This is a genomic window from Rheinheimera gaetbuli (assembly GCF_054781935.1).
Genome location: NZ_BAAGTL010000008.1, coordinates 147,549 through 159,903, shown reverse-complemented (window position 1 = coordinate 159,903; position 12,355 = coordinate 147,549). Strand labels below are relative to the sequence as shown.

The window sequence follows — 12,355 nt, the reverse complement described above, 5'->3', positions numbered from 1 at the left end:
CTTAACGGCCCAAAGTCACAATCATCGCTTCACGGCTCCAGAATAACCAGAAACGTTTTTGTTCAATTAACTGAAATACCACCTGCCAGCCCTGAGCCGCTTGGGCATTGAGTTCCGCTTCAATTTTTTTCAGTGGCAGACCTGAAGCCCCCAGAAAAATTGTGCCACAACCACCCTCGGCAATATGGATAACTTTGTATTCTTTATATGCTGGTGTCATGTTGTTAATCCTTAATAATACATCAGCAGAATTTTGCAGATGTTACTGATAAAATTACTGTTTTTTAACCATAATGGCAATATATGATCTCACTGGTATTTACTGCCTAAATGCAGAAAGCCTGCCTATACTGACATAACCTGTTTTTGCCCGCGTACTAATGCAGTGCTGGTTATATGATGCCGCCTTATTTTTTCTGTTGCTGTGTATTGCTACTCGGCTTCGTTAATGCTGCAAAAGCCGAGTCGGTTATTATTGTCGACGCCGTAGCCTTGCTTAGTGCACCAACGCAGGCCGGCAATGAAACTAACATTCTGCGCCAAGTGCTAGCAGCCTATCCAGGCAGCTACACCATTGAGGATATCAGCCGCAACCGCGCGCGCGAGTGGGTAAAAGTTGCCGATAATGCCTGCATGCCGTGGCTAAAGAAAACCGTCGAGCGTGAAGCGGATTTTTTATTCAGTTTACCCTACATGGTAGAAGATGCCCTGCGATTGGTGTTAACAGCAGAGTCTAAATGGCACCCTATACTGGAAAATTTAATGCAGCAAAGTCAGCAGATATCGCTGGTGCATTTGTTAAGCCTTAAACCTGGCCCGGTAATTGGTATAGAGCTTAACCGCAGCTATGGTGAAGCATTGGACCAACTGCTGTTACAACGCCAGACTAATTGGTCTATCTATACCCGCACAGCAGCCAGCCGCGAAACAGGCAGTATGATACCTATGCTACAACGCGGCTTTATAGATGCAACGTTGGAATATCATAAAATGGCGTTACGTACTGATACAACCTTGCGCTTTTATCCGCTGCTCGAAGCCGAGCCTGTTAACCTGGTGTACTTTGCCTGCTCTAAAGGCGAGCGCGGTCAGCGCGTTGTCAACTTACTTAATCAAGCTATAGTGGCAAAAAGCAAACAAGCAGATTATCAGCAGTTGGTACTACAAGGCATCTTGGCGCCGAACCGGCCGTTAGCCCTGCAACTCTGGCTGCAAGCATTAACACCTGTACCTTAAAACCTACTGTGCAAGCAGTCATCGCTAAGGTAATACTATACAACGCCAGATTTAACAGAGGAGCGGCCATATTGAGTACCACTGCAACGATGCCGGAATTCAGCCGATGAGCTTAGCCCGCGCAGTTCGTCATATGTTGTTATTCGCCGTGCTGTTGTCACATTTCACTTGCCTGGCCGCCACAACGCAGAGCGCGGAGCATACACACTTAACAGAATTACAGATCAGTGCAGGTGAATGGCCGCCATTTCTTAGTGAATCGTTGCCACATCAGGGCGTTGTGGCGCATTTAATCCGCGATATTTTTGCACAAGCTGGTTACCAGGTCAGCTTTAGTTTTTTGCCCTGGGCACGGGCTTATCATGACACTGCCAATGGCAAATATGCCGCTACTGCGGTGTGGATGCTGGCCGAAGACAGAACAAAAGACTTCCTCTACAGCGAACCGGTGTTAAGCGAACAATTTGTGTTGTTTCACCTGAAACAACGTCGGTTTGAGTGGCAGCAACTTACTGACTTACGCGGCATGTTACTGGGCGGTGGGTTGGGTTACAGCTACGGCCCGGCGTTTGATGAAGCATTAAACAACAGGGTGTTTAAAATGTCGCGCGTTGGCAGCACGGAGCAGAATTTCCGCAGGCTGGCTGCCGGGCGCATCGATGTATTTGCTGAAGAGATCAGTGTTGGTTATCACACACTGAACCATCAGTTGCCAGAGCTGGCTGACGCTATCAGCCACCACCCTAAACCACTGTTAGTAAACCAGAGTTTTTTGTTGTTACCACACAATTCGCCCGACAGTGCTAAGCTACTGGCACTGTTCAATCTACATTTGCAACAGTTTAAACACAGCGGACGCTATCAAAGCTACTTTGATCGCCTGGCGCAAGGTGGTTATCAGTAGGTTCACCCGGCCAGGCCCCGTCAGCTTAGTGGCAGCATTTTTATTGATAGTGGGCGAAGTTTAGCTGTGCCTGATGATAGTGTTGTTCAGCACGACGTACATCCCGCTGCAAGGACGGTAGTTGGTCTGCAATATCCAGCAATTGCAGCTTTAGTGCTTCAATATCATTTAGCAATTGAATACGTTCTTCTTTAACCAGGCCATCTTCAACCAATAACTCCGTTTTTACGACGATATCCTTTTCCAGCCGGGAGAGCAGGCGTTGCTGTTTATCCACTACTGCGTTTGCCTGGTTAAGTTCCCGTTGCAAATCATATAGTACTTTACCGTCGCGATAGCCTCTAAGAAAATCGGCTTCTAACGTCGCCGGGCAACTGTCCTGATAGTTGGTGCCGCGCTTACCGACAACAAAGCCATTGCGGCTGGTGCAAAAGCGCTCTGCACCTTCGCGGTGTCCCAGCCTGTAAGCATTAAGATCCGGTGCCACGCCATGATCGGCGCAGTCCTGCCGGTAGCTGCTTATCGCCGTTTCCGCTTTACCGCTGGCACCATCTTCAAAGCCGATGGTACGCCAGTCGGCATTTACACATTCCGATTTATTCATACTGGCGCAACCGCTCAGTAGCCCAGCGGCAAGCACCAGCGTCCATTTTTTGTTTATCATAAACATCCTAATGTTATTGTCTTTATTAATCATTACCTAAGACCGTTGGTTAAGATTGCTTTAATGCGGCATAACACAGTAATGGCCATACTAATCAGCTGACACCGGCTGCAATGCCGCCCTGAATGCGTCTTTATAACGGCGCGATAACGCAAGCTGCTGCCCGCTTTTTAGTAAAATATCACCATCACCGCTACTGTCATAGCTGATGCTGTCAATAGCATAATGATTTACCGCCAGGCTACGGTGTATACGGCTAAAGCCTTTGCTACTTAATTGCAGCAATGTATTGTTTAACGTAGCACGCAGCGGATAAATGCGGCCTTTACTGTGCAAATTAACGTAATTGCCGCTGGCTTCCAGCCACTCAATATCATCGGTGCGGATCAAAAACTCTTTATCCAGTTTCTTTACCAAGAAGTGCTCCGGCGCCTTGGCCAGTGGCATAGTGCCGCTATCTTCGGCGCTGTCGAGCTGATGTGCTTCACCTTTTATCCGGCTGTAGAAAAACAGCACCAGCTGATAACCGATTACAAATGACAAATAACTCCAGGCATCTTTGCGGTATTCGTAGAAAAACTCGCGCAACAGCGGGCCAAAGTTATAATTGCCGCCTTGCCAGTGATAAACCAGCTCGCGCATCGCCACCATCAGGCCGACATGCAATATAGAGAAAAACAAACTACCCAGTAGATGCGCCAGCAGCTGACGCTTTACATTCGTCAGTTGCAACGGATAACGGTTAAACCACCAAAATAGCAGCGGGAAAAGCAACAAGGTGCTAATAGCGCTGCTGTATTCCCACACTATTGGCTCCCACAACTGCAGGGTGCTGCTGCCGTCACGGCTGTGTTCCATCCACACCGAGCTGGCGTTAATGGCAGCATTAATAAAAAAATACAGCGCCAGCAGCAGATAGCTGTAAAGCACGGGCCGCCGGTCAAACCGTTCCAATAGCCTGGTTATACTATCGCTTGTAACACCCATCCACCTGTTATCCCTGATTACTGCCATCCGGCCATTCTGCGCTACCGCATGCTAGTGCAGCAGCGCACTATCACGCAACTGAAAACGCAGGCCGTTACAGCAAACCGATTAACTGCTGCCTATATAATTTACCCAGTTTAACCGGCTCGTTAGCATCAAGCCGAAGTTGCTCTTGCTCAACGGCGACAATCTTGTCTTTGTTTACCACAAAGGATTTATGCACCTGCACAAACTGCTGGGCGGGTAGTTGCTGCAGTAGCCGCTTTAAGGTGCTGCTAACCAATGTCATTTGTTGGCCCTGCCATACTTTTACATAGTTACCGTAGGCTTCCAGTAAGCTAATGTCACTGAGCAGGAACTTACGTTTTCCCCGGTCGACTTTCAGCATGATATATGGCTCTGTTGCTGGTTTCACAGCCGCCAGGCGCCGCCGCACTTTGTTAAGAGCCGCAAATAACCGTTCAGCACTAACCGGCTTTAACAGATAATCCACCACATCCAGTTCAAAACCTTCCAGCGCATACTCTTTATAGGCACTGATAATAATCACCGCTGGCCGGTTTTGCAGCACCCGCAGCAGCTCAATGCCAGTCAGCGCCGGCATATTAATATCCAGCAGTAATAAATCCACTTGCTGCTGTGCCAGATAGCGCAGCGCTTCAGTGGCGTTGTAGCAGCTGGCCAGCACCGCAACATCGTCACAGCCTTGCAGGTGATGCTTAATGACCTGATGCGCCAGTGGCTCATCATCAATGATTAGCGTCTTTAACAAGGCTCCAGCTCCAGCGTTAACTCGGCACACCATAAGCCCGCTTGTTGCAGTGCGCTAAAACGGTGTTTGCCGCTATACAACAGGTTAAGCCGCCGGCGCAGATTATCCAGCCCGATACCCGGCGGGCGCTGCCCGGCTGCCTCTGGCACGCTGTTAACACAGCGCATATGCAGCACGCCCTGTTCCACGCTGATGCTCAGCTCGATGCTACAACGCGACTGGCTTGGCTCCACGCCATGTTTAACAGCATTTTCAAGCACAGTGATCAGCAATAACGGCGCGATCTGCCATTGTTCTGCCTGCGTTGGCCAGACAACGTCGAGCTGGCATTTATCAGCACTGCGAATGGCCTGCAGCGCGAGAAAATCCTGCAGATACTGAATTTCCTGCGCCAGGCTAACCCGTGGCTGCTGCCCTTCGTATACCGTATAACGCAGCAGGTTGGCCAATTGCAGCACCAGTGTTGGCGCCTGCGCAGAGCCTGCCAGCGTCAGGGCATATAAGTTATTCAACGTATTAAATAAAAAATGCGGATTAATCTGTTGCTGCAACAGTTGCAGCTCAGTCTGGCTTTGGCGCTGCGCCACTTCAGCCAGGGCTTTTTCTTGTTGCTGACGTTCAAACGCCAGAATGACCGGCGCACTTAGCAGCAACACAACAAAACAAAAGCGAAAATTATCCGCCGCAAAAATATTATGATCCTGTGATGGCAGGAAGGTAAATTCGGCGATATTCATCGGCAGGCTCAGTACTACCGAGCCCAGCAGCGGCGTCAGGACAATAATACTGACAAGACAACCTGAGACATAAGCAAAGACACCGTTTTGCGCTAATAATTTGCGGATAAGCCAATACCGGTTTACCCAGTACAGCAATAACACCGAGCTACCGATAAGCAGAAACTGCCACAGATAGGCGAGAAAAAAATCATAGTTGGCAACAATGGTTTTGCTATTGATCACCGCCTGTAACGGTTGATTGCGCACCGGGTCATCAGTAGACGCAAAGATACCGGCCCAAACAACCGCCCATGCTGTCATCAGCAGCAGCAACACCGAATTTAGGGAAAACAAACGGGAGATCAGTTGAAAACGTGCACTGGCATTGCGCTGCGACAACCACCGGCTAAGGCCATAACCACTACTTGCCAGCAGTAACAATAGCCAGCCCTGCACAGAGAACAAAGTCCAGGCAGCGTAAGCTTGCCACTGCTCTGCCAGCCAGAACAAGCATAACGGGTACAGTACAAAACCAGCAGCCCAGATAAGGCCCGCCCCCAAACGCCGCCGCTGTACGCTAGTGCGGGCAGCGACACGCGCGGCACAATAATGCGCCAGCAGCAGCGGCGAGCTTTCAACCAGCAATTGCAGCACGATGCGTAAAAACTCCGCTGCACTTTGACTATGCAGGGAAAAATGCCGGATAGTCGCCTCCAGCAGCAGCGCCGCCATCAACGCCAGTTGGTTATCGGCGACCGTATTAAGTGTTTGTTTAGCTTTGGCCACAGCCGGGTTAAGCATGGGGTTTTCCTGCCAGATTTTTGCATAGCGTGGCGCAACAGGACACAAGTGTCAGTCAGTGAATGACGAAGTTAGCGTTTTTACTGACGAAAGTAAATTTGCCTGCCACATTCCGCCCTTAGTCAGTTTTGTCATGTTAATCCGCTACTTCGTCATCGCTGACTTGTTGCCTACTGCTGCAGTGCCTAGGCTGGGCTGAATTTATTACAGGACACACTTATGCTGACAATTAACCAACTCTCTGTTACCTACGCCGATGGCACCCGAGCCTTACAGGACATCAACCTGCAGTTACCCGCTGGTATGGTCGGCTTATTGGGCCCCAATGGCGCCGGTAAATCAACACTAATGCGCACCCTGGCTACGCTACAAAAACCCGATAGCGGCCAGATACAATTTGCCGATCTGGATGTACTACAACAACCAGATAATTTGCGCCAGCAACTGGGTTACCTGCCTCAGCACTTCGGTGTCTATCCGCATATGAGCTGCATGGCATTACTGCAGCATATGGCGGTATTAAAAGGCATTCATAATAAAGCCGAGCAACAGCAACAGATCGAAACTCTGCTGCAACTGACCAACCTTAGCGCCGTGGCGAAGAAACAGGTCGCCAGCTTTTCCGGCGGTATGCGCCAGCGCTTTGGTATTGCCCAGGCCCTGCTGGGCAATCCTAAGTTATTGATCCTGGATGAACCCACCGCCGGGCTGGATCCGGCCGAGCGCGAGCGTTTGCACGCACTGCTGGTAAATATCAGCCGCGACAAGCTTATTTTGCTGTCGACGCATATTGTCGAAGACATCGAAAATTTGTGCCCTTTTGTCGCGCTGATTAATCAGGGCGAGATTGTTCAAAGCGGTGCCGTATCCAACCTGCTGGCGCTGCTGCAAGGCCAGGTCTGGCAAAGCCCGCTGCGCCCGGACGACAGCAGTACCCTACTCAGCGAAAGCTACCGCTTTGGTGTCCCGACATACCGGCTGTTAAGCCAGCAACCACCCTGCGCTGCGGCGGTGCCGGTAGCGGCCACTTTGCAAGACCGCTATTTTTTTGAACTGCAAAATAAGGCGGTTACCGATGTTGCTGCTTAAACTGCTAGCTGGTCTTGTAAAAAACGAATGGCGTTATCTGCAGCGCCAACCGCTGCTATGGCTGGCGTTAATACTGTTGCCATTAGCGGCGTATATTTTTGCCAGCGGCATTGCCGGCATCGACACCATTGCAGATAAACGGCTGCAAGCGCTACATATGACATTGCTGATGTTCTACCTGCCTTTACTGTGCGGCGCGCTGGCACCTGTGGTGTTGCTGCGCGATCACAACCACAACATGACCGAGCTTATCCACAGCACACCTGTTCCGCTGGCTCAGCGCTTGCTGGCCAGAGCCGGTAGCTTGTTTTTGCTCTGTGCCGGTTTAATGCTGACAGGCTTTATTGTCATCTATTGCCAGTTGAGCCTGCAGTTTGGTTTTCAGTCCTCGTTGTTGCTGCTGGGGCTGTGGGACTTTGCCTTAATGGCCCTGCCGGCTTGCGCCTTTTATGCTACGCTGGCGACCTGCTTGACGCAGCGTTTTTCCAGCAATGTGATGCTATACGCCGTATTTGCCAGTCTGTGGCTGGTGTATCTGGTTTTGGCCAGCATGAACGGCGCCCCCATGTTGGCCAGCAGCACTATTAGCAGCGATATACTGTTTAATGTTATGCGTCTATTGGACCCATTTGGCAATACTGCGCTGATAGCTCTGTATCAACACAATCCGCCACAACTTTACGGCGACAGCATTTTTTATCTAAACCGGCTGTGTTACTGCTTGCTGGCAGCCGGGCTGTTTTATCTCAGCTTACGGCTAAAACCCTATCAGCATAGTGTCAAACCGCTGTCAGACCACAGTGACTATACGCTGGCACCACAGCCATCTTATCGGGCCCTAACGCCGCAGCCTTCCTCCGCACGACAATTGTGGCAGCTAACGCGCACCGCTGTTGTCACTCTACTCAAACAGCGTCTGAACCAATTGATCCTGCTGGGTTGGACCTTACTGCTGGGCAGTGAAGTGCTGTCTGGTATTAACTATGCCGAGCCACTGGCGGCGCTAGAGGCCACCAGCCAGGATGCACTTAACCGTATTGCCTGGGACATACTGCCGTTTGTTGGCAGCCTGTTAACTTTGCTCTGGAGCTACCAGCTTAACTGGCGTAACCGCTTTAGCGGCATGGCCGAGTTAATTGCCGCTGCACCGGTACGCTCAGGCATACTGCTGGTTGGCAATGTGCTGGCCTTAACCGCGTTGATCCTGTTGCTCATGCTGCTAAGCGCCCTGGCGTGCCTGACGGCTGAATGGCTGGCCAACAGCGAAATTAACCTCAGCCTGTACCCTGAGCTGCTCGGCCAGGTCGCGCTGTCATTAGCCTTGCTGGGCGCACTGTTTAGCGTGTTGCATGCCATTTGCCGCGCGCCGTTAACGGCTACGGCCGGCTGTGTTGCTATCTTGCTGCTGAAATTTACCCCGCTTAGCAGCAAATTAGGTTTACGCCATCCGTTGTGGAACATCGCCGGCTCACCGCTGCAAGCGGCCGATGCGTTCTGGGGCTTTGAACAAAGCCAGTCGGTATTCTGGCCCTTTATGACCTTTTGGCTACTACTAACCATAAGCTTGCTATGGCTGGCGGCGCGTTGGTCGCACCGCAGTGGCAGCTTTACCAACGCCAAACGCTGGACACTAAACCTGAGCAGCAGTGCGCTGTTGGCACTGGCAATATTTAGCGGCGTGCATTTACACCTGAATATCAGCGCCGAGCGGCCACTGATCAGCGCCGACTTGCGGGCAAAGTGGAGGGCAGATTACGAACAACGCTATGCCAACTGGGCAACGCTGGCCCAACCCACAATCAGCCATATTGATGCGCAGGTGGATATTTATCCGCAACAGGGCGAGGCAGTTTTTGCACTGGACTACAGGTTGCAAAATCGTACTGCTGAGCCAGTTAGCAAATTGCTGGTCGGCAATTACTCGGCTGCCGCTATTAACGGGCTTCAACTGTCTGTGCCGCATAGTATTGAAGCAGATAAACAACTTGGCCAATACGTCCTGACGTTAACACAGCCACTGGCACCCGGCGGCACAGTGCAAATGCAGAGTAAACTAAGGTTTAAACAACCCGGCTACTGGCCAGCACAGTTACCACAGCTGGTTAAACCGTCTTTTAGTTATCTGCGTGGTGTGCCGCTATTGCCAACACTTGGCTTTCAGACTGAGTACCAGTTGCGAAACCCCGAGCTGCGCCAGCAATATGCTCTGGCGCCACTGGAGCTGGCTAAACCGTCACAGTTATTTGCCACTGCACAACGCAGCGGATCTGCGCATCCGGCGGCAATAGCAGAATACAAATGGGTCAGCCTGCATTCAGTGGTATCAACCGACAGCAGTCAAACCCCGCTAACGCAAGGCGAGCTGTTAAGGCAGTGGCAACAGCATGGCCGGCAATATGCCGAGTACCGCACCCGCGGGCCCATCCGCAACGCTCTGGCCTGGTACTCTATTTCTGGCCAGACGTTGAGCCGGCAACACGGCGCTACCCGCCTTACGCTGTACAGTCCGCGAATTAACGCTGCCGCTGAGCTGAATATGCAGGCAATGCAGGACACGCTGGACTGGATGACGCAGCATATTGCGCCCTATCGCGGCGCAGCGCTCAGTTTGCTGGCGATGCCGGATATGGGCGCAACCGGCTACGCACTGCCACAGCTGATTATGATCAATCACCGGGTCGGCTTTCGCGCTGAACCCTCAGCAGATGCCGGCTTTGACCAGCGCTACCGCCGTGCCGTGCACGAAACCGCTCATCAATGGTTTGGACACGATATTGGCAACGGCGTTCTGGCCGACAGCGCCTTTTTAGTCGAGTCGCTAGCAAAATATATTGAGCTGGTTTTGATAGAGCAGCGCTATGGCAGCGCAGCAATGCAAGCGTTGGTAGACTATGAACGCGAGCGATTTGCGCTGGCCGTTCGGCGCAACACCGAGCACACGTCAGCGCTGGTTGATGCTAGCGCAAACCATGATCTTTACTCACGCGCGACGCTGGTGTTTGCCATCTTGCGTCAGCAGCTGGGCGATGAGCTTATCTGTCAGGCGCTACGTCAGCTGTGGCAGCAACATGCTTACCCTAACACACCGGCCACCTCAATGGATTTTGTCCGCGCCCTGCAAGCAGCTGCGCCGGGGCAGCGGCAGCTGATTGATGATCTACTGTTAGGTACTGATTTGAACGTGTTGATACAGAGCAATCAAGAGGACTAATCATCACGCCAATCACACCTTGATACAAATAGACACTTTGCTGCCTCAAACAACAGGTTATGCTAAAGCTAGTTTAACGGGTAACTAAGCGACGGGATGTTTATGCCAGTACAAGCCTTTAATCAAACTCTTATCCGTGCCGGTGGCATTGCTGCCATAGGCATGGCGCTTTGCTATATCAGTGTGGCAGTGATTTTCTTTGGCCTGTTAGCCGCACCAGCGGGGCTGGACAGCCTGGGCCGGCTGCAGTTTTACTTGCAGCAGGAATATAGCTTGGTCGCCATCGGCTGGGGCATTGGTTATCTGCTGTTTGGTGTGCTGTTGGCCATCTTGCTACAAGCATTGCGCCAGGCAATACCACAAAACCAGTCGGCTATAGCGGCTTTAGCCGAGCGCTTTGGCAATGTCTGGCTGGTGCTGATGCTGGCATCGGGCATGGTGGCGTTAATTAGCATGGATATGACGTTACGCCTGCTCGACACCAGCACCGAACAGGCGCTGGCGCTTTATAATACCGGCAACCTGCTTACCAATGCATTGGGTGGCGGCATTGAGCTGGTAGGCGGGCTCTGGGTATTGCTGCTTAGCATTGCCGGCTTGCAACAACAGCGTTTTGCCAAAGCGCTGCATCTATTGGGGCTGCTAGTCGGCAGCTTAGGCATTCTCACCGTATTGCATACTGTGCCGTATCTGAAAGATGCTTTTGGTATCACCCAGCTAATTTGGTTTACCTGGTTGGGCTTGGTGTTGCTAGGTAGTGACACTGGCAAGCGCACCGGCTCTGCGTTAAGTTAAGCGGCAAACTGCTTTACCGCTTACAGGATTACCATGTCATTAGATATCCGCCCGTTACTTAATGCGATTGCCCTCTTGCAAGAGGGTTGGCAGCGTTATCAGCAAGATATCAGCGATATTCAAATTCGGGATGGCTTGGTGCAACGGTTTGAATTTACCTATGAAATCAGCCAAAAAATGCTAAAACGCTACCTTGAACAGAGTTCTGCCTCGCCAGATCAGTTTGATTTCTGGCTACACAGTTAACAGAGCGCCTGGCCCGTGGTTAAACCAGAGGGTTTACAGATCAGCGATAACGAATGGCAGCAGGTCAGCGCCATTTTGCAGCGCTACCTGCCGCAGTATGAAATTTGGGCCTTTGGCTCACGGGTAAAAGGCCATGCCAAAGCCTACTCGGATCTAGATTTAGCCATTATCAGTGATACACCTTTGCCTTTGGCATTGTTGGCCGAAGTAGCAGAAGCCTTTAGCGAGTCAGACCTGCCATGGAAAGTCGATTTAGTTGACTGGGCGACAACTTCAGAACGATTTCAGCAGGTAATTGCAGGGCAAAATCTGCTATTACCAACCACATGAACCCGCGCCAAAACACATAGAAATTTACTTTACTAAAACAACAATTTAAACTTCCTAAGAATTTCACCGCCGGGACACCCAATAATGAAATTGCTTTTAGCTACCATAACAATGAGCCTGACAGCCTGCGCTACAGTAAAAACGCTACCGCCAAGTACCAGCCATGTAAATATTGAGCATCACGGCAAGCGCAGCTACTGCCAAAGCATCCCGCGCATTTACAGCGGTTTTTCTTACAACTTATGCAAGCTGCACGGTGAGCCAAGCCGGACGACAAACCTTGGCGACAGTTTTAATAATGTGCCGTTTTTTATTATCGACGGCGGCTTTTCCTTAGTTGCCGATACAGTGGCCTTGCCTTACACCCTTTACACGCAAGGTAAACATGGCAGTATTGACGTAAATTAAACCTGCATTACTGCAGATTTTATCCTTCCTGCTTAGCAATTAAAATCCTACTACTGTAGGATTTTAATTCGTATTTGTTGTATTTTTCATATAGCCCTATTTTAATAGGATTATATGTCTAACCTATAATGTTACCGCTATTAATCCTAACTATTTAGGATTAATATGCAGATCACAGCGACAATGCTTATTG

At 50.8% G+C, this 12,355-nt stretch carries 13 protein-coding genes; 8 read left to right on the top strand and 5 right to left on the bottom strand.

The window, feature by feature from the left end:
• Position 1: 1 nt before the first annotated feature.
• A complete protein-coding gene (locus ACYVIC_RS07630; protein ID WP_460858748.1) occupies positions 2 to 220 on the bottom strand; it encodes a DUF4177 domain-containing protein in 219 nt (72 codons plus the stop codon).
• A gap of 176 nt (positions 221 to 396) precedes the next feature.
• On the opposite strand from ACYVIC_RS07630, the gene ACYVIC_RS07625 reads away from it, so the two are divergent.
• Positions 397 to 1,236 carry a hypothetical protein gene (locus ACYVIC_RS07625; protein ID WP_460858747.1) on the top strand — a complete coding sequence of 280 codons (840 nt, stop codon included), beginning with the start codon at positions 397 to 399 and terminating at the stop codon, positions 1,234 to 1,236.
• Between the two features lie 106 nt (positions 1,237 to 1,342).
• On the top strand, positions 1,343 to 2,140 hold the full coding sequence (locus ACYVIC_RS07620) for a substrate-binding periplasmic protein (RefSeq protein WP_460858745.1): 798 nt from the start codon (positions 1,343 to 1,345) through the stop codon (positions 2,138 to 2,140).
• A 40-nt stretch (positions 2,141 to 2,180) separates the two neighbouring features.
• Here the strand turns inward: ACYVIC_RS07620 and ACYVIC_RS07615 are convergent, their stop codons facing one another.
• The 4 genes from ACYVIC_RS07615 to ACYVIC_RS07600 all read right to left on the bottom strand — a co-directional run bounded on the left by ACYVIC_RS07615 (position 2,181) and on the right by ACYVIC_RS07600 (position 6,083).
• Entirely contained in the window at positions 2,181 to 2,804 is a 624-nt protein-coding gene (locus ACYVIC_RS07615; RefSeq protein ID WP_460858744.1) for a DUF2799 domain-containing protein, read from the bottom strand.
• Between the two features lie 90 nt (positions 2,805 to 2,894).
• Positions 2,895 to 3,734, bottom strand: a complete 840-nt coding sequence (locus ACYVIC_RS07610; RefSeq protein WP_460858742.1) for a LytR/AlgR family response regulator transcription factor — start codon at positions 3,732 to 3,734, stop codon at positions 2,895 to 2,897.
• A gap of 151 nt (positions 3,735 to 3,885) precedes the next feature.
• Positions 3,886 to 4,563 carry a LytR/AlgR family response regulator transcription factor gene (locus tag ACYVIC_RS07605; protein WP_460858740.1) on the bottom strand — a complete coding sequence of 226 codons (678 nt, stop codon included), beginning with the start codon at positions 4,561 to 4,563 and terminating at the stop codon, positions 3,886 to 3,888.
• Positions 4,557 to 6,083, bottom strand: a complete 1,527-nt coding sequence (locus ACYVIC_RS07600; RefSeq protein ID WP_460858738.1) for a sensor histidine kinase — start codon at positions 6,081 to 6,083, stop codon at positions 4,557 to 4,559. Before ACYVIC_RS07600 ends, ACYVIC_RS07605 begins: the two co-directional genes overlap by 7 nt.
• Before the next feature lie 219 nt (positions 6,084 to 6,302).
• Here ACYVIC_RS07600 and ACYVIC_RS07595 point away from each other — a divergent pair, with 219 nt between their 5' ends.
• The 6 genes from ACYVIC_RS07595 (at position 6,303) to ACYVIC_RS07570 (ending at position 12,162) form a co-directional block, all read left to right on the top strand.
• Complete coding sequence (locus ACYVIC_RS07595) at positions 6,303 to 7,172, top strand: ABC transporter ATP-binding protein (RefSeq protein WP_460858736.1); 870 nt, start codon at positions 6,303 to 6,305, stop codon at positions 7,170 to 7,172.
• Positions 7,159 to 10,383, top strand: a complete 3,225-nt coding sequence (locus ACYVIC_RS07590; protein ID WP_460858734.1) for a M1 family aminopeptidase — start codon at positions 7,159 to 7,161, stop codon at positions 10,381 to 10,383. Before ACYVIC_RS07595 ends, ACYVIC_RS07590 begins: the two co-directional genes overlap by 14 nt.
• 102 nt (positions 10,384 to 10,485) lie before the next feature.
• On the top strand, positions 10,486 to 11,178 hold the full coding sequence (locus ACYVIC_RS07585; RefSeq protein WP_460858732.1) for a hypothetical protein: 693 nt from the start codon (positions 10,486 to 10,488) through the stop codon (positions 11,176 to 11,178).
• A gap of 33 nt (positions 11,179 to 11,211) precedes the next feature.
• Positions 11,212 to 11,424 carry a nucleotidyltransferase substrate binding protein gene (locus ACYVIC_RS07580; protein WP_460858730.1) on the top strand — a complete coding sequence of 71 codons (213 nt, stop codon included), beginning with the start codon at positions 11,212 to 11,214 and terminating at the stop codon, positions 11,422 to 11,424.
• A gap of 15 nt (positions 11,425 to 11,439) precedes the next feature.
• Positions 11,440 to 11,754: a nucleotidyltransferase family protein gene (locus tag ACYVIC_RS07575; protein WP_460858728.1), complete on the top strand. Its 315-nt coding sequence runs from the start codon at positions 11,440 to 11,442 to the stop codon at positions 11,752 to 11,754.
• Between the two features lie 84 nt (positions 11,755 to 11,838).
• Positions 11,839 to 12,162: a YceK/YidQ family lipoprotein gene (locus ACYVIC_RS07570; RefSeq protein WP_460858726.1), complete on the top strand. Its 324-nt coding sequence runs from the start codon at positions 11,839 to 11,841 to the stop codon at positions 12,160 to 12,162.
• The last annotated feature ends 193 nt before the right edge of the window (positions 12,163 to 12,355 follow it).

Bases quoted from the DNA above. Each gene is read 5' to 3' on its own strand.
- ACYVIC_RS07630 (WP_460858748.1), bottom strand. From the start codon at position 220: ATGACACCAGCATATAAAGAATACAAAGTTATCCATATTGCCGAGGGT.
- ACYVIC_RS07625 (WP_460858747.1), top strand. From the start codon at position 397: ATGATGCCGCCTTATTTTTTCTGTTGCTGTGTATTGCTACTCGGCTTC.
- ACYVIC_RS07620 (WP_460858745.1), top strand. From the start codon at position 1,343: ATGAGCTTAGCCCGCGCAGTTCGTCATATGTTGTTATTCGCCGTGCTG.
- ACYVIC_RS07615 (WP_460858744.1), bottom strand. From the start codon at position 2,804: ATGATAAACAAAAAATGGACGCTGGTGCTTGCCGCTGGGCTACTGAGC.
- ACYVIC_RS07600 (WP_460858738.1), bottom strand. From the start codon at position 6,083: ATGCTTAACCCGGCTGTGGCCAAAGCTAAACAAACACTTAATACGGTC.
- ACYVIC_RS07595 (WP_460858736.1), top strand. From the start codon at position 6,303: ATGCTGACAATTAACCAACTCTCTGTTACCTACGCCGATGGCACCCGA.
- ACYVIC_RS07590 (WP_460858734.1), top strand. From the start codon at position 7,159: ATGTTGCTGCTTAAACTGCTAGCTGGTCTTGTAAAAAACGAATGGCGT.
- ACYVIC_RS07585 (WP_460858732.1), top strand. From the start codon at position 10,486: ATGCCAGTACAAGCCTTTAATCAAACTCTTATCCGTGCCGGTGGCATT.
- ACYVIC_RS07580 (WP_460858730.1), top strand. From the start codon at position 11,212: ATGTCATTAGATATCCGCCCGTTACTTAATGCGATTGCCCTCTTGCAA.
- ACYVIC_RS07570 (WP_460858726.1), top strand. From the start codon at position 11,839: ATGAAATTGCTTTTAGCTACCATAACAATGAGCCTGACAGCCTGCGCT.